We start from the raw sequence: 24445 nt of genomic DNA, 5'->3' as shown, positions 1-24445 counted from the left end.
CCCAGGGCGGAGAGCGTCCATGACTAGCACATCCGCCGTTCCGGTGAAGCGCTGGCTGTCGGTCGTCGGCCTCGGCGAGGACGGTTGGGACGGGCTGGCCCCGGCCGCCCGCGCCCTGGTCGAGGGCGCCGGGCTGCTCGCCGGCGGCGCCCGCCATCTCGCGCTGGTGCCGGTGCGGCCCGGCCAGGAGCGGCTGACCTGGCCGTCGCCGCTGGGCGACGCCGTCCCGGCCCTGCTGGCGCGCCGCGGCCGCCCGGTCTGCGTGCTGGCGAGCGGCGATCCCTCGTGGTTCGGCGTCGCCGCCACCCTCGGCCGCGCCGTCCCGGCCGACGAAATGCTGGTCGTCCCCACGCCGTCCGCCTTCAGCCTCGCCGCCGCCCGGCTGGGTTGGGCGCTGCAGGACGTCGCCTGCCTGTCGGTGCACGGACGGCCGCTGGAGACGGTGCTGCCGCACCTGCAGCCCGGCGCCCGCCTGCTGGTCCTGAGCTGGGACGGCACGACGCCGGCGCGGCTGGCGGCGCTGCTCAGCGCCCACGGCTTCGGCGCGGCCCGCCTCACCGTGCTGGAACGGCTGGGCGGCCCGCGCGAGCGGCTGTCGGCGGCGACCGCCGCCGCCTGGGACGAGGCGCGCACCGACGACCTGAACACCGTCGCGGTGGACTGCCTCGCCGGGCCGGGCGCGCGGGTGCTGGCGCGCGCCCCCGGCCTGCCCGACGACTGGTTCGCCCACGACGGCCAGATCACCAAGCGCGAGGTGCGCGCCCTCACCCTGTCGCTGCTGGCGCCGCGGCGCGGCGAGCGCCTGTGGGACGTCGGCGCCGGCGCCGGCTCCATCGGCGTGGAATGGATGCTGGCCGATCCCGCCAACCGCGCGGTGGCCGTCGAGGCGCGGGCCGACCGGGCGGCGCGCATTCCCGTCAACGCCGCCGCCTTCGGCGTGCCCGCCCTGGAGCTGGTGTGCGGCAGGGCGCCCGACGCGCTGGCCGGGCTCCCCGCCCCCGACGCGGTGTTCATCGGCGGCGGGCTGACGGAGCCCGGCGTGGTCGAGGCGTGCTGGGCCGCCCTGCGGCCCGGCGGCCGGCTGTGCGCGAACGCCGTCACCGTGGAGGGCGAAGCGGCCCTGGCGGCCTGGACGCACCGGCTGGGCGGCGCGCTCACCCGGGTGGCGGTCAGCCGGGCGGCGCCGCTGGGCGGCTTCCTCGGCTGGCGGCCGCTGGCGCCGGTGACCCTGTGGCGCGCCGACAAGCCGTGGAGCCCGTCGTGAGGCGGACCGTCATCGCCGCCGGCCTGGGCTGCCGCCGGGGCTGCGACGGCCGCGAGATCGCCGGGCTGGTGCGCACCGCCTTCGCCGCCGCCGGCCTCGACGACGGCGCGCGCGCCGCCACCGTGCTGTTCGCGCCCGACGCCAAGCGTGACGAGCCGGGGCTGGCCGACGCCGCCCGCCGGCTGGCCCTGCCCCTGCGCTTCCTGCCGCGCGACGCCCTGGCCGCCGTCGCCGGCCGCACCGTCACGCGCTCCGCCCGCGTCGCCGCGGCGGTCGGGCTGCCGTCGGTCGCCGAGGCGGCGGCGCTCGCCGGGGCCGGCCCCGGCGGCCGCCTGCTGCTGCCGCGGCTGTCCACCCCGCGCGCCACCTGCGCCCTCGCCGTGCCGGAGACCCCGCCATGACCGTCCACTTCATCGGCGCCGGACCCGGCGCCCCGGACCTGCTGACGATCCGCGGCCGCGACCTGATCGCCGCGTGCCCGGTCTGCCTCTACGCCGGGTCGCTGGTGCCGCAGGCGGTCCTCGCCCACGCGCCGGCGGGGGCGCGGCTGGTCGACACCGCGCCGCTGACGCTCGACGGCATCATCGAGGAGATGGAGCGGGCCCACGCGGCGGGGCAGGACGTGGCGCGGCTGCATTCCGGCGACCTCTCCGTGTTCAGCGCCGTGGGCGAGCAGACACGGCGCCTGCGCGAGCGCGGCATCCCCTACACGATCACCCCGGGCGTGCCGGCCTTCGCCGCCGCCGCCGCCGCGCTGGGGCGCGAGCTGACGCTGCCGGAGGTCGGCCAGACCGTGATCCTGACGCGCACCGCCGGACGGGCGTCGGCGATGCCGGAGGGCGAGACGCTGGAGGCGCTGGGCGCCACGGGCGCGACGCTGGCCATCCACCTGTCGATCCACGCCCTCGACCGCGTGGTGGAGCGGCTGACCCCGCTCTACGGCGCCGGCTGCCCGGCCGCCGTGGTCTACCGCGCCTCCTGGCCCGACGAGCGGGTGCTGACCGGCACCCTGGCGACCATCGCCGGGCAGGTGGCGGCGGCGCCGATCGAGCGGACGGCGCTGATCCTGGTCGGCCCGGTCCTGGGGTCGGAGGATTTCCGCTGCAGCGCCCTCTACGACGGCACGCACGCGCGCCGCTACCGCGGGCTCGATCCGTGACCGGCCGGGCCGCGCCAGTCCGCCACGCCGGCGATGCCGCCGGACCGGTCGACGGCCAGCACCTCGACCGCCACCGGTGCGCCGTCGAGCACGCCCAGCGCCACCGCCTGCGCCGACGCGGCGATGCGGTCCGCCAGCGGCAGGCCGGCGCCGCGCGCCATCTCCAGCACCTGGGCGGCGGTGTTGGCACGGCGCGCCGCGCCGGCCAGCTCCGTCCCGGCGCCGAGCTCGGCGAGCCGGCCGGCCAGCCAGTCCAGGTCGACGGCGCTGCGCTTGGAGTGGAGATCGAGGGCCCCCCGGGCCAGCTTGCTCAACTTGGCGAAGCCGCCGGCCAGGGTCAGGCGCGGCACCGGGTGGCGGCGCAGGTACTTGAGCGTGCCGCCGGCGAAGTCGCCCATGTCGATCAGCGCCGTCTCCGGCAGTCCGTGGCGCCGCACCGCCGCCGCCTCCGAGGTGGCGCCGGTGCAGGCCGCGACGTGGCCGATCCCGCCGGCCCGCGCCACGTCGATGCCGCGGTGGATCGAGGCGATCCAGGCGCCGCACGAATAGGGGACGACGATGCCGGTGGTGCCCAGGATCGACAGGCCGCCGACGATGCCCAGGCGGCCGTTCATGGTGCGCCGCGCCAGCGCCTCCCCGCCGGGAATCGAGACCTCCACCACCGCGTCGGCGGGCACCCCGGCGGCGGCCGCCGCCGCCTCGACGGCGCGGCGGATCATCGCCCGCGGCACCGGGTTGATGGCCGGCTCGCCCACCGGCACCGGCAGGCCGGGCCGGGTGACGGTGCCGACCCCCTCGCCGGCGCGGAACGCGATGCCGCCGCCGGCCGGGCCGCGGGCGACGCGGGCGCGCACTTCGGCGCCGTGGGTCACGTCGGGATCGTCGCCGGCGTCCTTCACCACGCCGGCCGCCGCCCAGCCGTCGCCGCGGTCGGTCCAGGCCAGCGCGAAGGCGGGCGTCCGGCCGCCGGGCAGGACGACGGTCACCGGATCCGGGAAGGCGCCGCCGAACAGCGCCGCCGCCGCGGCGCCGGCCGCGGCGGCGGCGCAGGTTCCCGTCGTCCAGCCGTGGCGCAGCGGCCGGTCGGCCGGCGCGCCTTCGTCCATCCCGTCGTTCCCGGCTGAGTGTCCCGTCATGATCCCGTCCGGCCCGCTCTCCCCACACGGTCTACGGCAAGGGGCTGCCGCCGTCCACGGCGCGATCATTCCGCGCGGCCTCGTCGTCGCCGCCCCGGCCTCCGGGGCGGGGAAGACCACGGTCGCCCTGGGCCTGCTCGCCGCGTTGCGCGCCCGCGGCCTGGCGGTCGGCGCCGCGAAGGTCGGGCCGGACTACATCGACCCGGCGTTCCACGCCGCCGCCTGCGGCCGCCCGGGCCTCAACCTGGACAGCTGGGCGATGGCCCCGCCGCTGCTGGACGGCCTGATCGCGCAGGCCGGCGCCGGCGTCGGGCTGGTGGTGTGCGAAGGGGTGATGGGGCTGTTCGACGGCGCCGCCGGCCCGGGCGTCGCCGGCGACGGCGCCACCGCCGACATCGCGGCGCGCACGGGGTGGCCGGTGGTCCTGGTGGTCGACGTGCGCGGCCAGTCCCACTCCGCGGCGGCGCTGGTGCGCGGCTTCGCCGGCCACCGCCGCGCCGTGCGGATCGGCGGCGTCATCCTGAACGCCGTGGGCAGCCCGCGCCACCGCGCCATGGTCGAGTCCGCCCTGGCCGAGACCGGCGTGCCCGTGCTGGGCGCCCTGCCCCGCGACCCCGCGGCCGTCCTCCCGGAACGCCACCTCGGCCTCGTCCAGGCCCAGGAGACGGCCGGGCTGGCGGAGCGCATCGCCCGGCTCGGCCGGCTGGTGGCGGCGCACGTCGACCTGGACCGGGTGGCCGCGCTGGCCACGGCGACGGCGACGCCGCCGGCCGCCGCCCGCCCTCCCCTGCCCCCGCTCGGCCAACGGATCGCCGTGGCCCGCGACGTCGCCTTCGCCTTCCTCTACCCGCACCTGCTGGACGGCTGGCGCCAGGCCGGCGCCGAGCTGACGTTCTTCTCGCCGCTGGCCGACGAGCCGCCGCCGCCCGACGTCGACGCCGTCTTCCTGCCCGGCGGCTACCCGGAGCTGCACGCCGGCCGCCTCGCCGCCGCCGCGCGCTTCCGCGCCGGGCTGCGCGCCGCCGCCCGCACCGGCCCGGTGTACGGGGAGTGCGGCGGCTACATGGTCATGGGGGAGACGCTGGAGAGCGCCGACGGCACCGTCCATCCCATGACCGGCCTGCTCGGCCTGCGCACCTCCTTCGCGCGGCGGCGCCTGCACCTCGGCTACCGCCGGGTGCGGCTGCTGGCCGACACGCCGCTGGGGCGCGCCGGCGACGCCTTCACCGGGCACGAATTCCACTACGCCACCACGGTGGACGGCGGCGGCGACCCGCCCCTGTTCGCCTGCACCGCGGCCGACGGGACGGACCTCGCCGCCGCCGGCGGGCGGCGGGGATTCGCCGCCGGCTCGTTCGTCCACCTCATCGCCGACACCCGGCCGACCGCCGCCCCGCCGGCGGACCGCTTGCGGCTTGACAGCGACGCCGCGGCGGAGCCATCTTCCGACAAACGTAATGTTATAACATAACGTTTCCCCCTCCGGGAGCCGTCGCCCCCTTCCATGGAAAGTGCCGATGCCGAACACCCTCCCCGCGCTGCTGCTGCTCGCCGCCGCCGTCCTCGCCCCGTCGGCCGGGCTGGCGGACATGGCCACCCGCTACCCCCTGACCCTGCGGAACTGCGGGGTGAGCGTCACCTTCGAGAGGGCGCCGCAGCGGGTCGTCTCGATCGGCCAGAGCAGCACCGAGATCCTGCTGTCCCTCGGCCTCGCCACGCGGATGGTGGGAACGGCGGTGTGGTTCAGCCCGGTCCTGGAGCGGTTCGCGGCGGCGAACGCCGGCATCGAACGCCTCGCCGACAACGACCCCAGCTTCGAGGCCGTGGTCGCCCGCGAGCCCGAGCTGGTGACCGCCCAGTTCGAGTGGCACGTCGGCCCGAACGGGTCCGTCGCCACCCGCGAGCAGTTCGCACGCCTGGGCATCCCGACCTACGTGTCGCCGGCCGATTGCGCCAAGGACAACACGACCGGCGGCGACGGCACGCGCAAGGCGCCGTTCGCCATGGACCTCGTCCACCAGGAGATCCGCGAACTCGCGGCGATCTTCGACGTCCGGGACCGCGGCGAGGCGCTGATCGCCGACCTCGCGGCGCGCGAGGCCGACGCCGTCGCCTCGGTGAAGGGCATCGATGCCCGGGACGTGTCGGCCGTGGTCTGGTTCTCCAGCAAGGAGGTCCAGGGGGACGCCTTCGTCGCCGGGGCGAACGGGGTCCCCGCCTATCTCCTGAAGACGCTCGGCGCCCGCAACGTCATCACCGTCGACGACGAGTGGCCGCTGACGAGCTGGGAGAGCATCAGCGCCGCCGATCCCACCGTGATCGTCATGGCGCAGATGTCGCGGCGGCGCTACGCCGCGGACGACACCGCGGCGAAGCTGCGTTTCCTCGAGACCGATCCGGTCGTCGGCAAGCTCGACGCGGTGCGGAACCGGCGGTTCGTCCTGATGGACGTCGAGGCGATGCACCCATCGATCCGCACGGTCGACGGCATCGAGGCGCTCGCCGCCGGGATCACCCGGTTCGGGCTGCTGAATTGACGCGCACGCCGCCCGCCGGCGCCGGGTGGCGCGTGCGCGCCGCCGCCGCCCTGCTGGCGCTCGCCGTCCTGGCGGTCGCCGTCGCCCTCGCCGTGTCGATCGGCGAGATGCCGATCGCGCTAGGGACGGCCGCCAAGGCGGTGAGCAACGGCCTGCTGGGAACCGGTTTCCTGCTCAACCCCATCCACGAGGGCGTGATCTGGGAGTACCGGCTGAGCCGGGCCCTGGTCGCCGCCAGCGCCGGCGCGGCGCTCGCGGTGTCCGGCGCCGTCCTGCAGGCGCTGCTGCGCAACCCGCTGGCGGAGCCGTACCTGCTGGGCATCTCCGCCGGGGCGTCGACCGGGGCGGTGGCGGTCATGATCGTCGGCTTGGGCGGCGGCGCGCTCTCCCTGTCCGGCGGCGCCTTCGCCGGCGCCGTCGCGGCCTTCGCGCTGGTGGCCCTCCTGGCGGCCGGCGCGGGTGGCGGGCTGGACCGCATCATCCTCGCCGGCGTCGCCGGCTCGCAGCTCTTCAACGCCGTCACCTCCTACCTCGTGACCACCTCCGCCAACGCCGAGCAGGCGCGCGGCGTGATGTTCTGGCTGCTCGGCAACCTCGGCGGCGTGCGCTGGCCGGACGTGCATCTGGCGGCGCCGGTGGCCGTGCTCGGCGCCGCCGCCTGCCTGGTCCACGTCCGCGCGCTCGACGCCTTCACCTTCGGCACCGATGCCGCGGCCGCCCTGGGCGTCGCGGTCGGCCGCGTCCGCGTCGTCCTGTTCGGGCTGACGGCGGCCATGACCGCGACGATGGTCAGCATCGTCGGCTCGATCGGCTTCGTCGGGCTGGTGGTTCCCCACGCCGCGCGCTTCCTCGTCGGGCCGGGCCACGCGCGGCTCCTGCCCACCACCTTCATGATGGGCGCGGTCTTCATGGTGCTCGCCGACGTCGTGTCGCGGACCATCGTCCCGCAGCAGGTCCTGCCGATCGGCGTCGTCACCGCCCTGTTCGGGGCGCCCGCCTTCGCCGTCATCCTCTTCCGGGCGCGGCGGCCGGCATGACCATCACGGCACGCGACGTGCGCTGGGCGGCGGCGGGCCGGATGATCGTCGACGGCGTGTCGATCGCGGCGGCGCCCGGCAAGGTCCTCGGCCTCATCGGGCCGAACGGCTCCGGCAAGTCCAGCCTGCTGCGCCTGCTCTGCCGGCTGCGCCGCGTCGCCTCCGGCGTGGTGACGCTGGGCGGGACGGACATCGCCGCCCTGCCGAACCGGGCGATCGCCCGACGCGTCGCCCTGGTCGAGCAGCAGGCGGCCACCGACGCCGACGTCACGGTCGTCGACGTCGTCCGCCTCGGCCGCACACCCCACCGCGGCCCCTTCGCCCCCTGGGCGGCGGCGGACGAGGCGGCGGTGGAGAGCGCGCTGGCGCACGTCGGCATGAGCGGCCGGCGCGCCCAGCCGTGGCACACCCTCTCCGGCGGGGAGCGCCAGCGCGTGCAGATCGCCCGCGCCCTGGCGCAGACGCCGAGCGAACTGCTGCTGGACGAGCCGACCAACCATCTCGACATCGCCCATCAGCTGGAGATCCTCGCCCTCGTCCGCCGGCTCCCGGCGACCAGCATCGTGGCGCTGCACGACCTCAACCTGGCGGCCATGTTCTGCGACGCCATCGCGGTGCTCCAGGACGGCCGGGTCGTCGCCGCGGGCGATCCCGCCGACGTCCTGACCGAGCGGATGATCCGCGCCGTCTTCCGCGTCGAGGCCAGGGTCGAGCGCTCCGCGCACAACGGCCGCCTGCACGTCCACTACCTGCCGGACCATCCGCCGGGCCTTGCGGTGTCCGGATGAGCGGTCCGATCATCCGGACACCGCCTCAGACCATCGGCGCGGCGGCGAAGGCGGGCAGGGATTCGGCGCGCGCGGCGAGGGTCGCCAGCCCGCGGTGGCCGTCCTGCGGAACGAGGTCGGACAGCATGTGCCGGGTGAAGCTCCAGGCCACCGCCGCGGTGACGTCGGGCTGCAGCGGCCGCTCCCCGGACAGCCAGGACTCGCCGGTCCCCACCTCCGCCTCGAGCAGGCGGTAGGCCTCCAGAAGCTGCCCGTGCACGCGGTCGATCCACGGCTGGTGCTGCTTCTCCGGCGGCCGCAGGTCGCGCTCGTAGACGATCTGCACGGTCTTCTCGCACGCGACCAGCGCCAGCCCGACCACCCGCTGGGCGCGGGCGTGGCGATCCGGCTCGGCGGGGCTGAGGCGGCGCTCGGCCGGCACCAGCCGTTCCGCGTGCTCGAGGATCAGCGTGGAATCCATCAGCACCACCCCGTCGTCGGTGACGAGGGTCGGCGCCTTGACGACCGGATTGATCGCGGCGAACGCGTCGTAGTGGCGGAACACCGAGACCGGCTCGTGGGTGAACGGCAGGTCCATCATGCGCAACGACACGGCGACACGCCGGACGTAGGGGGAATCCATCATACCGATCAGACGCATCCTTCGCCTCCTCCGCTGCCGGACCGCGGGCCCTCAGGCCGCTCCGCCGAGAATGCCCGCAATCGCCGCGGCGGCCCAGAGGGTTCGGCGGTCGTCGCCGGCGCGGCCGACCACCTGCACGCCCACCGGCATGCCGGACGGCCCGCTCAGGCCCGGCACGGCGACGGACGGGACGCCGAGCAGCGTCCACACCCGGCTGAACACCGGGTCGCCGGTCGCCTCCAGCCCCTGCGGCGCCTCGCCGGTGCTGGCCGGGGCGAGCAGCACGTCGAGGTCGTCCAGCACGGCCGCCAGACCGGCCCGCGCCTCGGCCGCCGCCGCACGGGCCGCGTCGTACGCGTCCGGCGCGACGGCTGCGCCGAGGTCCAGGAACCCCCGCAGCGTCGCGCTGAGCCGGTCCGGCGCGGTCAGCCGTTCCGGAGCGCAGGCGCGGGCCCCCTCGTAGGCCATGACGGTCGCCTGCGCCGCGGCGAGCCCCTGCCACCCCTCCGGCAGGGCCGCCTCGCGGACCGCCAGTCCGGCCCGCCGCAGGCGGCCGGCCGCCTCCTCCAGCGCCGCCGCCGCGGCCGGCGTGGCCGCCGCCCACTCGTGGGTGCGGCAGACGCCGACGCGCGGTCGGCCGCCGCCCTCCGTCCCGGCCCCGTCGATCCGCAGGGCGGGGCGCGCGGTGAGCACCGAGGCGAGGAAGGCGGCGTCCTCGACGGTGGCGGCGAACACGCCCACCGTGTCGAGGCTGTCGGCGAAGGGGCGCACGCCGGTCCGGTCGATCAGGCCGAAGCTCGGCTTGTAGCCGACGCAGCCGCAGAAGCTGGCCGGCCGGACGACGGAGGCGGCGGTCTGGGTGCCGAATGCCAGCGGCACCATGCCGTCGGCGACGGCCGCCGCCGAGCCGGAGGAGGAGCCGCCGGGGGTGCGGCCGGGGTCGCGCGGGTTGCGCGTCCCGCCCGGCTGGAAGAAGGCGAACTCGGTGGTCACCGTCTTGCCGAGGATCAGCGCGCCGGCCTGGCGCGCCAGGGCCACGCCGGCCGCGTCGCGCGGCGGCCGGAAACCGGCGTAGAGCGGCGAGCCGTAGCCGGTCGGCATGTCGGCGGTGTCCATGTTGTCCTTCACGCCGACGGGAATCCCCTTCAGCGGACCGGAGCCGTGGCGGTCGAGACGGCGCGCCGCCGCCAGCGCCGCGTCGGGATCGAGGTGCTGCCACGCCAGCACCTCCGGCTCGCGCGCGGCGATGCGGTCCAGGCAGGCGCGGGCCAGCGCCTCGCAGGTCAGGCGGCCGTCGGCGATGCGCCGGGCCGCCTCCAGGGCCGTCGGGATGGCGGTGGGAATGGCGGTCATGGCGCGTGCCAGTCCTCGATGATGCGGCCGTAGGCCTCGACCGCCTGGTCGATGCGGGAGACCAGGCAATATTCGTCCGTCTGGTGCGCCATGGCCGCCTCGCCGGGACCGAGGATGACGGTCGGCAGGCCGCCCAGCGCCGGCGTCAGGGCCGAGGCGTCGGTGAAGTAGGTGGCCCCCTGCACCGCCGGCGCCTCGCCCAGCAGCGGGGTCATGATCCGGAAGACGCGGCGCATCCAGGGATCGAGCGGGTCGGTCCACACCGCCTCGACGTCGACCGTCGGCGCGATCGCCACCTCCGGCCCGAGGAAGGCGCCCAGCGCCTCGCGGACGCGGCCGTGGCGCTGGCCGGGAACCGTGCGGACGTCCAGCCCGACCTCGGCGCGGTCGGGGACGGAGTTGACGTTGATGCCGCCATGGAAGGTGCCGACGTTCAGGGTCGGGGCGCCCAGCACCTCGTGGCGCCGCTCGTTGAAGTCGAAGTCGTCGAGCCGGGCGACCGCGCGCGCCGCCTTGGCGACGGCGTTGACGCCGCGCTCCGGCATCGAGCCGTGGGCGGTCACGCCCTCGGCCACCGCGGTCAGCCAGAGCGCCCCCTTGTGCCCGACCAGCGGCCGGTTGGAGGTCGGCTCGGCGACGACCAGGGCGCCGGCCCGGCCGAGCAGGTCGGGCTGCCGGCACAGGTGGTAGGCACCCTCGCAGCCCGTCTCCTCGGCGGCGGTGATGATCAGCAGGGCGCCGGCGCCGGCCTCCAGGGTGGCGCGGTGGGCGATGCACGCCTCGACGAAGGCGGCGACGCCGGCCTTCATGTCGCTGGAGCCGCGGCCGTAGAGCCGGTCGCCGTCGATCTCGCCGCCGAAGGGATCGACCGACCACGCCCGCATGCCCAGGGGCACCGTGTCGATGTGCCCGGTGAAGGCGAGCGGCAGGGCGCCGTCACGGCCGCCGATCCGGGCGACCAGGCTGGCCCGCCCGGCGCCGAACCCGACGGTCGTCACGGCGAAGCCGTTGTCCTCCAGGCGGGCGGCGAGGAGGGCGGCGCAGCGCTCCTCGTTGCCGGGCGGGTTGATGGTGTCCTGGCGCACCAGCGCGCGCGTCAGGTCCACGGCCGTCGACAGGGTCATGGGTCCGTCTCCGAGGGGTTGAACCGCGTCCGTTCGCGGGAGTCGACGCTCCGGCAGACCGGTGCCCCCACCCTGGCCCTCCCCCGCTTCGCAGGGGAGGGAAATGGGGCCCTCCCCTGCGAAGCGGGGGAGGGAGGGGACCCATGCGCAGCATGGGGAGGGTGGGGGCAAGCCATGCGTCAGCGTCTTCTCTCCACGGCGTCACACGCCGGCGAGGCCGGTGCCGAGCATGCCATCATAGAGGTCCGTCCGGCGATCCCACACCACATGATTGAAGGCGTTCAGCTTCGGCCGCCGGCGCGGGTCGGCGAGGGAGACGTCGGCAATGACGATCTCCTCGCCGTCGGCGCTGGCGGGGCCGGCCGCCGGCCAGCCGGTGTGGTCGAGGATCAGGCTGCGGCCGAGGAAGGGCTGGCCGCGCTCGGTGCCGATGCGGTCGGCCGCGGCGACGCACAGCGCGTTGGCGTGGGCGCCGGCCATCGCCAGCACGTTCGCCATCAGCGGGGCGTCGTCCGGCTGCCCGGGCATCGGCACCCAGTTGGTCGGCACGCACAGCACGTCCGCCCCCTGGAGGGCGGCGAGGCGGAAGGTCTCGGGGAACCAGATGTCGTAGCAGATGGCGACGGCGATGCGGCCGAGCGGCGTGTCGAAGACCGGGAAGCCACGGTCGCCGCGGTCGAAGACGCGGTTCTCGTCGCCCCAGAGATGGTTCTTGCGGAAGGTGCCCACCGGGCCGTCGGGGCCGACGACGACCGCGCTGTTGTAGAGCCGGTCGCCGTCGCGCTCGGCGATGCCGGCGACGACGTGCAGGCCGTGGCGGCGCGCCGCCGCCGCCCAGGCGCCGGTGGTCGGGCCGTCGGGCACCGGCTCGGCCAGGGCCAGGGCCTCCTCCCGCGAGGCGAAGACGTAGCCGGTGTTGCAGAGCTCCGGCAGGACGGCCAGCACGGCGCCCCGGGCCGCCGCCTGATCGAGGAGGGCGAGGCTGCGCGCGACGTTCGCCTCGACGGCGGTGATCACCGGCTCCATCTGGATGCAGGCGATGCGGGTCGTGGCTGCAGCGGGATCGCGGGGGTCAGGCATCGGAGGGCTCCGGCGGGGTGGCGGTGGCCGACGGCGCCACGGTGCTCCAGGGATGATCGCGCTCGTAGGCGTGGGCGACCCGGAGGACGGTGGCCTCGTCGAAGGGGCGGCCGGCGATCTGCAGCCCGATCGGCAGGCCGTCGGGGTCGAAGCCGCAGGGGATGGAGATCGCCGGCAGGCCGGTCAGGTTGTAGGGGTAGGTCAGCCGCCACGAGGCGGCGAGCGCGCTTTCCGGCCGGCCGCCGACGTCCAGCGTCGCGCGGTCGACCGGCCAGGCGGTGAGCGGCGTGGTCGGGCCGGCGATCGCGTCGACCCGCTCGAAGAGCGCGCGGAAGTCGTCCGCCAGCCGGTGGCGGAACTGCTCCGCCTTGAGGTAGTCGGCGGCGGTGACGAAGCGGCCGATCTCCACCAGGGTGCGGACGTCGTCGGCGTAGCCGGCGGTGCGGCCGGCCCGCAGGGCGACGTCGTGCCAGGCGGTCGAGGACGCCAGCTCGATGGCGAAGATGGCGCCCAGCCCGTAGGCGAGGAGCGGCACCTCGACGTCCACCACCGTCGCCCCGGCGGCGGCCAGCGCGTCGATCGCCCGCTCCACCGCGGCCTCGACGGCCGGCTGGTTGCGCCCGAAGAAGTGGTTGCGGCATACCCCCAGCCGCAGCCCGGCGATCGGCTGGCCGAGGGCGGCGGCGTAGTCCGGCACCGGGCGGTCGGCGCAGGCCGGATCCGCCGGGTCGGGCCCGGCCAGCGCCGCCAGCATGTGGGCGGCGTCGGCGACGCTGCGCGTCATCGGCCCGGCGTGGTCGAGCGACCAGGAATGGGGCACGATGCCGGCGCGGCTCACCCGCCCGAAGGTCGGCTTCAGCCCGACGATGCCGCACAGGCTGGCCGGGATGCGGATCGACCCGCCGGTGTCGCTGCCCAGCCCGGCGACGCACAGCCCGCCGGCGACGGCCGCCGCCGTCCCGCCGCTCGACCCGCCGGGCACGCGGCCGAGGTTCCAGGGGTTGCGCGTCGGCGGCGTCACGGTGCCCCAGGCGAACTGGTGCAGCCGGGTCTTGACGATGGGGATGGCGCCGGCCGCGCGCAGCCGCTCCACCGCCCGGCTGTCGGTCCGCGGCCAGGCGGCGCCGGGATCGTCGAGACCGGCGAGGGTCGGCATGTCGCGGGTCTGGTAGTTGTCCTTCACCGCCACGGGGATGCCGTGCAGCGGCCCGCGCCAGCCGCCGCCGGCGATCTCGCGCTCGGCCGCGCGGGCCGCCTCCAGGGAGTCGCCGGCGCGGGCGACGACGCTGGCGAGCCGACCGTCCTCGCGGTCGATGCGCTCCAGGCACGCCTCCACCAGGGTCACCGGCGACAGCCGGCCGGCGCGCAGCCGCGGCGCCAGGGTCTCGATCGGTTCCTCGCACGGGGAACGGGTTGCGGGGGTGCCGCTCATGGCAGGCCGCCGCCGCGGTAGGGAAGGGTCGGGTCGAAGACGACCGCGGGATGGGTGTCGGTGAGGTCGAGCGTCCTCAGGGCGCGGATCGCCTCCAGGATGTCGGCGTAGGCGCGCAGGTCGGCCGCCAGCCGCTCCGGCGGCAGGGCGACGCCGAGGACGTCGCGGTAGGCGTCGAGGGGCGCTCCCCCGGCGGGTTCGGTCATGGTCCGTGCTCCTGTTCGCGTCAGGGGGCGCTGCCGCCGCCGCCCGGCCGGAAGGGCGGCGGGGTCAGCAGCATGGCGCTTACCGCCGGCGCCAGGGCGCCGGCCGCCGCACCGCGCCGCGGCATCCCGTCGATGAAGGGCCGCAGCTGCAGACCGGCGATGGCGTGGATGCGGCGCAGCTCGGCGACCGGGTGGCGGTGCTCGTCGACCCGCAGGTCGAGCCAGGGATAGTCCTCGTCGCCGTGCACCCGCAGGGCGGCCGACTGCTTGCCGCGCATGTCGCCGCCGGCCGCCTGGCCGGCCTCCAGCGCCAGCAGCAGCCGTTCGGCGAGGCCGAGCGGGGCGGCGCGGTCGAACGCCTCGCCCATGGCGCGCAGCGTGGCTTCGCCCACCAGCATGTTGCCCTGGACCGTCCAGCCGTCGCCGGCGATCTGCCCGGCCCAGCCGGTGCAGCCGGCGCCGGTCCAGGCGGCGGCGCGCCCGGCGGCGTCGACCACGCCGATCTGGCGCAGGTCGCGCCCCTCGTCGCCGGCGAGGACGCGCTCCAGCGCGTCCGGCGCCGGCTCGCCCGCCGCCAGCCGGTCGAGGACGCCGATGGCGAGGTAGGGGTTGACCCAGGACTGGGTGGAGACGGCACCGACGCCGCTGCGCAGAAACGGGCACAGGCCGCCGACCGCCGGCACCGCGGTGGCGACCGCGACGCCCAGCATGCCGCTGCGCGGACAGCGCGCGACGATGGAGAAGGTGGTGAGTTCCGGCATGGGGTCTCCCGGCTCAGACGCTCAGATGGTCGGTGATGCGGGCCTCGGCGCCGGGGTCGTCGACACGGCCGGCGTCGATGATCTCGCCCCGTTTCAGCACCGCGTAGCGATCGGCGACGGCCAGCGCGAAACGGACGTTCTGCTCGACCAGCAGGATCGACAGGCCGAGCCGGGCGCGCTCCGCCCGCAGCACCTCGGTCAGGCGGTGGATGACGGAGGGCTGCAGGCCCTCGGTGATCTCGTCCATCAGCATGATCTTCGGCCGCGACGCGAGGGCGCGCGCCACCAGCAGCATCTTCTGCTCGCCGCCCGACAGGGTGCCGGCCCGCTGGGCGAGCCGTTCCGGCAGGAAGGGAAAGAAGCGGCCGAGATGGCGGACCGTCTCGTGCAGCGCCCGGTCGTCGGCGCAGACGACGCGCAGGTTGTCGAGCACCGAGAGGTCCTGGAACAGCGGCTGGTCCTGCGGGCTGTAGGCGACCGCGCGCCGGGCGATGCGGTGCGGCGACAGGCCGCTGATGCGCTCGCCGGCGAGCGCCACCTCGCCCGCCATCACCGGCAGGTAGCCCATGATCGTCTTCAGCAGCGTGCTCTTGCCCATGCCGTTCTTGCCGAGCAGGGCGACGATCTCGCCCGGCCCGAGCGTCAGGTCGACGTCGCGGATGACGGTGGCCTCGCCATAGCCGCTGCGCACCCGCGTCAGGGCGAGCGCCGGGATCGTGGCGGTCATGCCGGCACCTCCTCTGCGCCGGCGTCCTCGCCGGAATAGATCGCCTTGACCAGGGGGGAGCCGACGACGTCGGCGACGGTGCCGTCGAGCACGATGCTGCCCTGGTGCATGACGATGACGCGCGAGCTGATGTCGCGCACGAAGTCCAGATCGTGCTCCACCAGAAGGGCGCACAGGCCGTCGCGGCGCGTCAGCTCGACGAGGATGGAGCCGATGAGCTGCCGCTCGGGCTTGGTCAGGCCGGCCGTCGGCTCGTCGAGCAGCACGACGTCCGGCTCCAGCGCCAGCACCATCGCCAGCTCGAGCGCCTGCTTCAGCCCGTGCGACAGGTGCCGCACCGCGGTGCCGAGATGCTCGGCCAGCCCGGTCGCCGCGATCACCCGGATGGCCGCCGGCGGCAGGTGCAGGACGTCGGCGCGGCTCCACAGGCTCGGCCGCTCGCGGCGGCTGCGGGCGAGCCGCAGGCATTCCGCCACCGTCAGGCTGTCGAACACGTTGGCCGTCTGGAACTTGCGGCCGAGGCCGTAGCGCACGCAGCGCTCCGGCCCCTGGCGGCCGATGAGGTGGCCGTTGACGGCCACCGTCCCGCCGCTGCGCTCGTGGCCGTCGCTGATGCAGCGCATCAGCGTCGTCTTGCCGGCGCCGTTCGGCCCGATCAGGCTGAGCAGCTCGCCGGCCCGCGCGGTGAAGGTGACGTCGCGCAGCACCCGCAGGCTGCCGTACTGGCGCGCCACGCCCTCCAGGCGCAGGGCCGGCCCGTCGCTGCCGACGGGGGCGGCCGCCTCGGCCAGCGGGCGCAGGGCGGGCACCGGACGCGGTGCCTCGCCGGTCCGCCCGCGCAGGCGGTTCCAGCCGGTGACCGCCACCGGCAGGAGGCCGCGCGGCAGGAAGACGATGACCGCGACGAAGGCGACGCCGATGAAGAGCTGCCAGACGAAGGGCAGGCTGCCGCTGAGATAGGCGCTGGTCACGTCGATGACGATGGTCCCCAGCACCGGCCCCAGCAGGGTGCCGCGGCCGCCGAGCGCCACCCAGATCACCAGCTCGGTGCCGAAGACGAAGCCGGTCAGCTCGGGCGCCACCACGTCGGTGAAGCCGGCGTAGCCGTAGCCGGCGACGGCGGCGATCATCGCCGCGACGACCATCAGCAGGATCTTCACCTTGGCGGTGGAGATGCCGAGATAGTCGCAGCGCTGCCCGTTCTCGCGCACGGCGACCAGCAGGCGGCCGGCGTCGCTGCGCGTGAACAGCCAGGCGGCGGAGGTCAGCAGCACGAGCCCGCTGCCGGCGGCCCAGAACCAGCCCTCGAGCGACAGGTCGAACGTCTCGAACCCCGAGAGGCCGCTGCTCGACCCGGTGAAGGTGCCGCCGGAGAAGACGAGCTGGGTGACGACGATCGGCAGCACCAGGGTGACGACCGAGATGTACAGGGGCGAGACGCCGTAGCCGAAGGCGAGCCAGCCGGTCAGGGCCGCCACCGCCGCGGCGACGGCGACGCCGCCGGCCAGCGCCGCCAGCATCGTGCCGCCGTCGAACCCGAGATGGGTGGAGGCGAGGCCCAGCGCGTAGGCGCCGATGCCGAAGAAGGCCGACTGGCCGAAGGTGAGGATGCCGGCGTAGCCCCACAGCAGGTCGACCGTCAGCGCGACGGTGGCGTACAGCAGGGAGCGGATCAGGATGTTGACGGTGTAGGTGTCCAGCACGAAGGGCGCCGCGGCCACCGCGGCCAGCGCCAGCAGGGTCACCGCGGCGACCGGAGCCAGACCGGAGCGCCGGGCCGGACCGCCGAGCGTGCCGCCGGACGGGGACAGGGCCGACGGGGACAGGGCGGGCCGGGATGGGGCGTCGCTGCTCTCAATCACGGGCAAACCCCTGGGGACGGATGCGGAGGAGGACGGCGGCCAGCACGACGATGGTCAGGCCGCCCAGGACCGGGCTGCCGTAGACGCTGATCAGCACCTGGGCGCCGCCCAGCACCACGGTCGAGAGCATCAGGCTGACCAGCGAGGCGCCGGACACCATGACCAGCATGAAGGCGTTGACCAGCCAGGGCACGCCCATGCCGGGATCGACGCTGGACAGCGGCGTGATCAGCGCACCGGCGAGCGAGGCCAGCGCCGCGCCCAGGCTGAAGGTGGCGAAGCGGACGAAGCCGCTGTTGATGCCGAGCCCGCGCGCCAGGGATTCGTTCATGATCACCGCCCGCGTCAGCAGGCCGAGCCGCGTCCCGTGCAGCAGGGCGGCCAGCAGCCCGCCGATCAGCAGGGCGCCGCCGACCAGCAGCAGCCGGTAGAGCGAGTAGCTCCCGCCCAGCAGCTCGACGGTGCCCTGCACCGGGGCCTGGGCGAACTGCACCTCGCGGCCGAAGCCGAGCGTGATGAGCTGGCCGATGATGATGCCGAGCCCCCAGGTCGCCAGGATGGCGTCGAGCGGCCGGTTGTAGAGCGGCCGGACGACGAACCGCTCGACCAGGGCGCCGACGACGAGCCCGGACAGCGCCGCCACCGGCAGGGCCATCCAGGGGTTCCACCCGGCCTGGGTCACCAGCAGGGCGGAATAGCCGCCCAGCGTCAGGAATCCGCCATGGGCGAAGTTGATGATCTTCATGACCCCGAAGATGATCAGCAGGCCGGCGGCGACGGCGTACAGGATCGCGGCGGTGGTCACGATGTCGAGGAATTGGGCCGACATGGCGGTCTCGCGGAGGTTGCGCGTCGGGTGTCCCGGCCGGCGCCGCGGCGGCGCCGGCCGGCGCTCGTCACTTCAGCTTCGGGCACTGCTCGCCGGGATCGACGTCCTTGAAGCTCTTCAGCACCGTCACGCCGCCGTCGCCCTGGACCTGACCCAGGTACATGGTCAGCGGCGCATGATGCTGCTTCGACATGGCGATGGTGCCGCGCGGCCCCTCCACCTGCACCGTCGGCAGCGCCTTGAGCACGGCGGCGTTGTCGGTGCTGCCGGCCTTCTCGACGGCGGCCTTGTAGAGGTAGACGCCTTCGTACTGCGGCACCGACAGGTCGTTGGGCGTCTTCAGGTCCGCCCCGAACTTCTTCTCCATGGCGGCGAGGAACTGCCGGTTCTTGGCGGTGTCGACGCTGGTCAGGTAGGAGGCGGAGATGTAGATGCCCTCGGCGTCGGCGCCCATGCTCTTGGCCGTGCCCTCGTCCACCGCCAGGTTGCCGTACAGCGCCTTGATGCCGGCGGCGCGGAGCTGCTTGGTCAGGGTGACGTTGGGGGCGCCCCCGGCGGTGGAGGTGATGAGGGCGTCGGGGTTGGCGCTGCGCAGCTTGGAGATGACCGCCGTCCAGTCGCTGGCGGTCATCGGCTGGTACTCCTCGCCGAGCACCGTGCCGCCCGATGCCTCGATGTACTGGCGGGTGAACTCCAGCATGCCGCGGCCGAAGGCGTAGTCGCTGCCGATCAGGAAGAAGCTCTTCGCCCCCTTCTCCTTCATGAAGTAGTCGACGATCGGCGCCACCTGCTGGTCGGGCACCCAGGCGTTGACGAACATCTGCGGGCTGCAGGAGCGGCCCTCGTAGAAGGAGGTGTAGATGTAGGGCACCTTGCCGCGCCCCACGATGGGCAGCCCGGCGTTGCGGGCGGCGCTGGTCTCCATCGAGATCAGGACGTCCACCTCCTTCTGGAAGATCAGGGAATCGAACGCCTTCTGCGCCCCGGCGGCGCCGCTGCCGTCGTCCGCCACCTCCAGCACCACTTTGCGGCCGAGGATGCCGCCGGCGGCGTTGATCTCCTCGACCGCCAGCTCCGACGCCTGCACCACCGACGGGGCGACGACGCTGTTGGCGCCCGACAGCCCGACCGGCACGCCGATCCGGATGGGGTCCTCGGCGGCGCCGGCCGGCAGGGCGGCCAGCAGGGCGGCGGTGACCAGCACCCCGGCGGCGCTACGCTTCATGCTCCTGTTCATTCCGTGATCCCCTTCGCTCTGTCGCCACAATGAAGAAATTCGCATCGCTCGCGGGCATGCCTGGCAAATGGACGCCAACCATCGGCGGCAGGCAGACTCCGCCAGCCGGTGTCCGTTCAAGCGGAACCCGTGAGAACCAAAAACAAAACCCCTCGCCATCCGCGCAGCCGTGGCTGCGAGATCCGAGGGGCCTGATTGCCTGAATTTTCGACGGCGCTATTGCCGCTGGCGGCTTACTTCATAAGCCGGTATGAATGCTGTCACTTTTCCGCGCGCCGTGTCAAGCGCCTTGATCCGTCCGATTCCCCGGAGGATTCCCTCATCAGGCCGAGGTTGGCGAACACGGCGTGGGCGCTGACGATGCTGGCGGCCACCGTGCCCAGCGACTGGCGCTGCTCCATCGCCCTCTGCTGCAGCAGGCGGTAGGCGTCGGTCTCGGACAGGCCCTGGCCGTCCATCAGGATGCGCACGCAGCGCTCGATCTCCCGGCGGGCCCGCACCGTGTCCTCCAGCTTGCGCAGGCGCTGGTGCATCCGCGTGGCCTGGCGGTGGGCGGCGCGCGCGGTGACCAGGGTGCTGAGGATGCCGAAGGCCCGGATCGGCTTGGTCACCACGCCGCGGACGTCGGCGTCGATCATCTGGTCGAGCACGGCCGGGTCCTCGTAGTCGATGATGCCGACCAGGGCGAAGGGCTCCGCCTCGTCGCCCAGCAGGTCGCGCGGCGGCATCGCCCGGTCCATCAGCAGGAACACGACGTCGACCGCCGGATCGATCCGCGCCGGCGGCGGCCACTGCGTCTGGGTGCGGCAGCCGATGCGGCGGAGCTGGCGGACGAGCTCCTCGCCGTCCCGGTCCTCCGGGTGCAGCACGAGCACCCGCAGCTCGCGCAACGTCCGCAGTAGGCCCTTGCTGTTCATGCCGTCACGCCCTCCCGCTGGGGTCCGTCCCTGCATCGGCGTCACGCCGGGATGCAGCGGTAGCTGACGAGGTAGGGGTCGGGGCGCACCGCCTGCTGGGCGTCCTCGACGATGTCGAACAGGCCGTCGCCGTTCACCCGGCCGATCCGCGGCCACAGGAAGGTGTGGTTGTTGTCGGGGTCGACCGAGACCCGCCCCTGCGGCGCGTTGAGCTGCAGGCCGAGCACGGCCGGGATCAGGTGGTCGGGGTCCATGCTGCCGGTCATCGCCAGCGCCCGGGCGAACAGGTGGACCTGGAAGTAGGCGGCCTCGGCGCTCATGTTGGTCGTCGCGGCCGGCCCGAAGCGGCGCTTGAAGGCGGCGACGAAGCGCTGGTTCTCCGGCGTCGCGACGCTCTGGAAATAGGGGGCGGCGGTGATGCTGCCGGTGGCCGCCGCGCGGTCCATCAGCGCCACCTCGGCTTCGCTGGTGGTCAGGCTGGCGATCGGGGTGCGGATGGCGTCCAGGCCGGCGGCGGCGCACGCCTCGTAGAGGTGCGCCGTGGATTCGCCGACGACGGTGGAGAACACCACGTCCGGCCGCCGCGCGACGATCCGCCGGGCGATCGGGTCGAAGTCCTCCCGCCCGGCGTGGATGTCGATGTAGATCTCGTCGAGCACCTCGCCGCCGTGGTCCTCGACCAGCTCGCGCATGACCCGGTTGGATTCGCGGGGATAGACGTAGTCGGAGCCGACGAAGCAGAAGTGCTTGCCGTAGCGTTCGGTGAGGAAGCGGGCGAGCTGCACGCTGCTCTGGTTCGGGGCGGCGCCGGTGTAGATGACGTTGGGCGAGTACTCGAACCCCTCGTAGATCGCGGGGTAGAAGAGCACGCCGTTGCGCCGTTCGACCAGCGGCAGCACCGGCTTGCGGCAGCGCGAGGTGCAGCAGCCGAAGATGACGGTGACGCCGTCCTCGGCCAGCAGCTTGGTGGCGTAGCGGCGGAACCCTTCGGGCTCCGACCCGGGATCGTAGATGACGGGCTGGATCGGCCGGCCGAGCAGGCCGCCGGCCGCGTTGATCTCCTCCACCGCCAGCAGCGTGCCCTGGAGCTGCGTGCGCTCCACGAACCCCGTCACGCCGGTCTGGGAGAACAGGACCCCCACGGTCCAGGGCTCGCCGGATTGGGCCATCGTGCGTCCTTCGTGTTCCGCCGGAACGGATCGGAAGCCGCCATGTCGCAATCACCGTGCCATCGAGCGCGCGCGGCGGGGGCGGCCGCGCATCCCGCGGCCGCAACCGTCCGCCCCGGCGGGGCGCCGCCACCGTCCCGCGCCGCCATTCTGCCCATTGCGCAGGCAATTGCCTGCGCGTTGATCCCGGCGCCGGGATGCACAAACCGGTTCTCAAAACCGTCGCCCCCCTCTACGCTGCCTGCGGATGACGCCGCACGCCGCGAACAGCCCCCACACCTCCCGCCCGCGCGGCGCCGGCCCCGCCGCCCGCTACGCGCTCTGGCGCCCGGAACGGACGCCCGGCATCGAGCTGCAGGCCGGCGTGGCGATCGTCGGCTACGACCTGCCCATCCACTTCCACGACCTCTACCAGTTCGACCTGGTCGAGGCCGGGGCACGGGCGTTCACCCTGCCGGGGGAGACCCGTTCGGTCGGCGCCGAGCGCCTGACGGTCGTCCATCCCGGACAGCCGCACGCCGTCCGCTTCCTGTCGCGCGACGGCACGTCGTTCCGGACCATGCACGTGGAGACCGAGCGGCTGGTCGCGGTGCACCGCGACGTCCGCGGCCGCGACGACCCGCCGTCCTTCGCCTTCGAGATCGCCGATCCGGCGACGGTGGCCCTCTACCGCGCCGCCCACCTGGGGCTGGAGCGGGACGGCCCGGACGCCGCGGCCGTCCTCGACGCCTTCCTCGAACGGCTCGTCGCACGGCACGTCCGCCCCGCCGCCGGAGCGCCGGACCCGCCGGGGCACGGCGCCGTCCACCGGGCGCGCGCCTTCATCGAGGCGAACCTGTCGCAGGCCCTCACCCTCGACGAGGTCGCCGCGGCAGCCGGGCTCAGCAAGTTCCACCTGGTCCGGCGCTTCACCGCCGCCTGCGGGCTGCCGCCGCACGCCTACCAGGTGCGCGCCAAGCTGGTCCGCGCCCGCCGGCTGCTGGCCGGCGGGCTGTCGGCGGCGCACGTGGCGGCCGAGCTCGGGTTCGCCGACCAGAGCCATTTCGGCCGGCACTTCCTGCGGACCGTCGGGCTCAGCCCGGCGGAATACCAGCGCAGCGTGACCGGGCGGGCGGGCGCGCCGCGGGCCGTCCCGGACCGCCCCGCCGCCATCGCGGGCTAAGCAGGCTTTCCGAACTCCGCCGACCTTTGGGCGGGCTCGGAAAACCTGCAAAACCAGAGAGTCCGCAGGCTTGCCCAGGCCGGGCCATCTGTGGCCCGATCTGGGCAAGCCTGCTGAGGCGGACGATTCGGGCAAGAACGTTCTAGCCCTCCCCCTTTCCGCCCTCCTTAATCCGGGTCACGACCAGGAGGCGGCAGCGGCGGAGGCGAGCGATGGCCCAGCATCACACCGGCGGTAACCGGAGCGCGCGGAGCTTCCGCGCGGAACCGACGCGGGACGTCACCCATTACCCCCGCATGTTCGGCACGCGGGGCGCGGTCTCCTCGCACCACTACCTGTCGGCGCAGGCCGGGCTCGACGTCCTGAAGGCGGGCGGCAACGCGGTGGACGCCGCGGCCGCCGCCGTCCTCGTCGAGGGGGTCGTCAACCAGCAGATGCACTCCATCGGCGGCGAGCTGCCGATCCTCGTCGGCGCGCCGGACGGCGCCGGCGTCGTCAGCATCAACGGCAACATGGCGGCGCCGGGTGCGGCGACGCCGGAGCGCTTCCGCGCGCTCGGCCACGCCGCGATCCCCGACGAGGGCGTGCTCGCCGCCGGCGTCCCCGGCGCGCTGGGCGCCATCGTCGAGGCGCTGGCCCGCTTCGGGCGGATGAGCTTCGCCGACGTCAGCGCCCGCGCGGTCGAGCTGGCCCGCGACGGCTTCCCCGTGCACTCCGGCCTGCTGCGCCAGCACAAGTTCGGCATCCGCGACAACCTCGACAAGTTCCGCGCGCGCTGGCCGGGCACCGCCGCGCTCTACCTGCCGGACGGGCGGATGCCCGGCGAAGGGGAGCGGCTGTGCAACCCCGCCCTGGCCGGCACCTACGAGCACCTCGCCGCCGCCGAGCGGGCCGCCGGCGGCAGCCGCGAGCGGGGCCTGAGGGCGGTGTTCGACGCGTTCTACAAGGGCGACGTGGCGCGCGAGATCGTCGCCTTCGTGCAGGAGCGCGGCGGCCTGCTGGAGCGATCGGACTTCGACGCCTTCGCGATTCCCGTCGAGGACAGCCCGTCGACGACGTTCGGCGGCGTCACCCTGCACAAGTGCGGCCCCTGGACCCAGGGCCCGGCGGTGCTGCAGGCCCTGGCGATCCTGAAACGCTTCGACCTGCGGGCGATGGGGCACAATTCGGCCGACTACCTGCATGTTCTGATCGAGACGATCAAGCTCGCCTTCGCCGACCGCGAGCAGTACTATGGCGACCCGCGGCAGGTGGCCGTGCCGCTGGAGGTGCTGCTGTCGGACGCGTACGCCGCCGGCCGGGCCGCCCTCGTCGGCGCCGCCGCCGACCGGGAGATCCGTCCGGGCGACGCGCGGACCGGCGCGGCGCTCCTGCCGGTGCCGGAGCGGCTGGGCGGTGCGGCGTGGGGGCCGGGGACCGTCCACGTCGACGCGGTCGACGCCGCCGGCGTCGTCGCCGCCTTCACGCCGAGCGGCGGCTGGATCCGGTCTTCGGAGGTGATCCCCGCCCTCGGCTTTCCCCTGGGCGTGCGCCTCGCCAACTGCTATCTCGGCCCGGACCGCCACCCCAACCTCGTCGCCCCCTTCAAGCGGCCGCGGACCACCATCAGCCCCTCCCTGGCGGTGCGCGACGGCCGGCCGTGGCTCGCCTTCGGCAGCATGGGCGGCGACCAGCAGGACCAGTGGCAGCTCCAGTTCTTCCTCAACCGGGTCGTCTTCGAGATGCCGATCCAGCAGGCGATCGAGGCGGCGAAGTTCAGCAGCGAGCATTTCCCCGGCATCTTCGCCCCGCACGACCATTTCGAGAACCGGGTGCGGATCGAGCCGGAGGTCGGCGAGGCGGCGCTCGACGAGCTGCGCCGGCGCGGGCATGACGTCGACGTCGCCCCGTCCTGGTCCGAAGGGTTCCTGTGCGCCGCCGAGCGCGACCCGCGCACCGGCATGCTGGAGGCCGGCGCCGACCCGCGGGGAACCAAGTCGGAAGTGTTCCCGGCGCTGGCCCTGGCCTGCTGACGGACCACCGCTCCACAGTCGACTGTTTGGA

At 74.7% G+C, this 24445-nt stretch carries 23 protein-coding genes; 9 read left to right on the top strand and 14 right to left on the bottom strand.

Annotated features, from left to right (window positions below; genetic code table 11):
* The first annotated feature begins 19 nt into the window (after positions 1-19).
* The 3 genes from cbiE to cobM are packed head-to-tail and all read left to right on the top strand — an operon-like array spanning position 20 to position 2423.
* Positions 20-1264, top strand: coding sequence for a precorrin-6y C5,15-methyltransferase (decarboxylating) subunit CbiE (cbiE, locus tag ACSBPG_RS04210; RefSeq protein ID WP_435535856.1), 1245 nt, complete (start codon positions 20-22; stop codon positions 1262-1264).
* Positions 1261-1665 (top strand): cobalamin biosynthesis protein, encoded by a 405-nt coding sequence (locus ACSBPG_RS04205; RefSeq protein WP_435535855.1) that lies wholly within the window; start codon positions 1261-1263, stop codon positions 1663-1665. The genes cbiE and ACSBPG_RS04205 overlap by 4 nt, the downstream gene beginning before the upstream one ends.
* On the top strand, positions 1662-2423 hold the full coding sequence (gene cobM, locus ACSBPG_RS04200) for a precorrin-4 C(11)-methyltransferase (protein ID WP_435535854.1): 762 nt from the start codon (positions 1662-1664) through the stop codon (positions 2421-2423). The genes ACSBPG_RS04205 and cobM overlap by 4 nt, the downstream gene beginning before the upstream one ends.
* On the opposite strand, the gene ACSBPG_RS04195 is transcribed toward cobM, so the two are convergent.
* A complete protein-coding gene (locus ACSBPG_RS04195) occupies positions 2402-3529 on the bottom strand; it encodes a cobalt-precorrin-5B (C(1))-methyltransferase (protein WP_435535882.1) in 1128 nt (375 codons plus the stop codon). The two genes, cobM and ACSBPG_RS04195, sit on opposite strands and share 22 nt — an antisense overlap.
* Before the next feature lie 28 nt (positions 3530-3557).
* Here ACSBPG_RS04195 and ACSBPG_RS04190 point away from each other — a divergent pair, with 28 nt between their 5' ends.
* From ACSBPG_RS04190 to ACSBPG_RS04175, 4 genes are read left to right on the top strand one after another with little or no spacing between them, the layout of a single operon-like run.
* Positions 3558-5030 (top strand): cobyrinate a,c-diamide synthase, encoded by a 1473-nt coding sequence (locus ACSBPG_RS04190; RefSeq protein WP_435535853.1) that lies wholly within the window; start codon positions 3558-3560, stop codon positions 5028-5030.
* 46 nt (positions 5031-5076) lie between these two features.
* Complete coding sequence (locus tag ACSBPG_RS04185) at positions 5077-6096, top strand: ABC transporter substrate-binding protein (RefSeq protein WP_435535852.1); 1020 nt, start codon at positions 5077-5079, stop codon at positions 6094-6096.
* A complete protein-coding gene (locus ACSBPG_RS04180) occupies positions 6093-7133 on the top strand; it encodes a FecCD family ABC transporter permease (protein WP_435535851.1) in 1041 nt (346 codons plus the stop codon). The genes ACSBPG_RS04185 and ACSBPG_RS04180 overlap by 4 nt, the downstream gene beginning before the upstream one ends.
* On the top strand, positions 7130-7921 hold the full coding sequence (locus ACSBPG_RS04175; protein WP_435535850.1) for an ABC transporter ATP-binding protein: 792 nt from the start codon (positions 7130-7132) through the stop codon (positions 7919-7921). Before ACSBPG_RS04180 ends, ACSBPG_RS04175 begins: the two co-directional genes overlap by 4 nt.
* A gap of 25 nt (positions 7922-7946) precedes the next feature.
* On the opposite strand, the gene ACSBPG_RS04170 is transcribed toward ACSBPG_RS04175, so the two are convergent.
* The 13 genes from ACSBPG_RS04170 to ACSBPG_RS04110 form a co-directional block, all read right to left on the bottom strand.
* Positions 7947-8561 carry a glutathione S-transferase gene (locus ACSBPG_RS04170; protein WP_435535849.1) on the bottom strand — a complete coding sequence of 205 codons (615 nt, stop codon included), beginning with the start codon at positions 8559-8561 and terminating at the stop codon, positions 7947-7949.
* A 33-nt stretch (positions 8562-8594) separates the two neighbouring features.
* Positions 8595-9896: an amidase gene (locus ACSBPG_RS04165; RefSeq protein ID WP_435535848.1), complete on the bottom strand. Its 1302-nt coding sequence runs from the start codon at positions 9894-9896 to the stop codon at positions 8595-8597.
* Positions 9893-11020 (bottom strand): M20 family metallopeptidase, encoded by a 1128-nt coding sequence (locus ACSBPG_RS04160; RefSeq protein WP_435535847.1) that lies wholly within the window; start codon positions 11018-11020, stop codon positions 9893-9895. Before ACSBPG_RS04160 ends, ACSBPG_RS04165 begins: the two co-directional genes overlap by 4 nt.
* A 201-nt stretch (positions 11021-11221) precedes the next feature.
* Positions 11222-12100 carry a nitrilase family protein gene (locus ACSBPG_RS04155; RefSeq protein ID WP_435535846.1) on the bottom strand — a complete coding sequence of 293 codons (879 nt, stop codon included), beginning with the start codon at positions 12098-12100 and terminating at the stop codon, positions 11222-11224.
* Positions 12093-13532 (bottom strand): amidase, encoded by a 1440-nt coding sequence (locus tag ACSBPG_RS04150; RefSeq protein ID WP_435535845.1) that lies wholly within the window; start codon positions 13530-13532, stop codon positions 12093-12095. The genes ACSBPG_RS04155 and ACSBPG_RS04150 overlap by 8 nt, the downstream gene beginning before the upstream one ends.
* The gene (locus tag ACSBPG_RS04145) at positions 13529-13738 is read right to left on the bottom strand and encodes a hypothetical protein (RefSeq protein WP_435535844.1); all 210 of its coding nucleotides are present in this window, start codon (positions 13736-13738) and stop codon (positions 13529-13531) included. Before ACSBPG_RS04145 ends, ACSBPG_RS04150 begins: the two co-directional genes overlap by 4 nt.
* 20 nt (positions 13739-13758) lie before the next feature.
* A complete protein-coding gene (locus tag ACSBPG_RS04140; RefSeq protein ID WP_435535843.1) occupies positions 13759-14499 on the bottom strand; it encodes a DUF1028 domain-containing protein in 741 nt (246 codons plus the stop codon).
* 13 nt (positions 14500-14512) lie between these two features.
* Positions 14513-15226 (bottom strand): ABC transporter ATP-binding protein, encoded by a 714-nt coding sequence (locus ACSBPG_RS04135; RefSeq protein WP_435535842.1) that lies wholly within the window; start codon positions 15224-15226, stop codon positions 14513-14515.
* Positions 15223-17088, bottom strand: coding sequence for a branched-chain amino acid ABC transporter ATP-binding protein/permease (locus ACSBPG_RS04130; RefSeq protein WP_435535841.1), 1866 nt, complete (start codon positions 17086-17088; stop codon positions 15223-15225). The genes ACSBPG_RS04135 and ACSBPG_RS04130 overlap by 4 nt, the downstream gene beginning before the upstream one ends.
* Positions 17081-17917: a branched-chain amino acid ABC transporter permease gene (locus ACSBPG_RS04125; protein WP_435535840.1), complete on the bottom strand. Its 837-nt coding sequence runs from the start codon at positions 17915-17917 to the stop codon at positions 17081-17083. The genes ACSBPG_RS04130 and ACSBPG_RS04125 overlap by 8 nt, the downstream gene beginning before the upstream one ends.
* Before the next feature lie 67 nt (positions 17918-17984).
* Complete coding sequence (locus ACSBPG_RS04120) at positions 17985-19142, bottom strand: substrate-binding protein (RefSeq protein WP_435535839.1); 1158 nt, start codon at positions 19140-19142, stop codon at positions 17985-17987.
* Between the two features lie 272 nt (positions 19143-19414).
* Complete coding sequence (locus ACSBPG_RS04115) at positions 19415-20071, bottom strand: ANTAR domain-containing response regulator (RefSeq protein WP_435535838.1); 657 nt, start codon at positions 20069-20071, stop codon at positions 19415-19417.
* Between the two features lie 41 nt (positions 20072-20112).
* Positions 20113-21240 (bottom strand): transporter substrate-binding domain-containing protein, encoded by a 1128-nt coding sequence (locus ACSBPG_RS04110; RefSeq protein WP_435535837.1) that lies wholly within the window; start codon positions 21238-21240, stop codon positions 20113-20115.
* 247 nt (positions 21241-21487) lie between these two features.
* Here ACSBPG_RS04110 and ACSBPG_RS04105 point away from each other — a divergent pair, with 247 nt between their 5' ends.
* Both ACSBPG_RS04105 and ACSBPG_RS04100 read left to right on the top strand, forming a co-directional pair.
* Positions 21488-22402, top strand: a complete 915-nt coding sequence (locus tag ACSBPG_RS04105; protein WP_435535836.1) for a helix-turn-helix domain-containing protein — start codon at positions 21488-21490, stop codon at positions 22400-22402.
* Between the two features lie 212 nt (positions 22403-22614).
* The gene (locus ACSBPG_RS04100; RefSeq protein ID WP_435535835.1) at positions 22615-24414 is read left to right on the top strand and encodes a gamma-glutamyltransferase family protein; all 1800 of its coding nucleotides are present in this window, start codon (positions 22615-22617) and stop codon (positions 24412-24414) included.
* Positions 24415-24445 lie beyond the last annotated feature (31 nt).

The sequence above is a fragment of the Azospirillum sp. ST 5-10 genome (assembly GCF_051225715.1).
In the GTDB taxonomy this organism is placed as follows: Bacteria; Pseudomonadota; Alphaproteobacteria; order Azospirillales; family Azospirillaceae; genus Azospirillum.
This window is presented reverse-complemented; position numbering and strand designations above follow the sequence as displayed.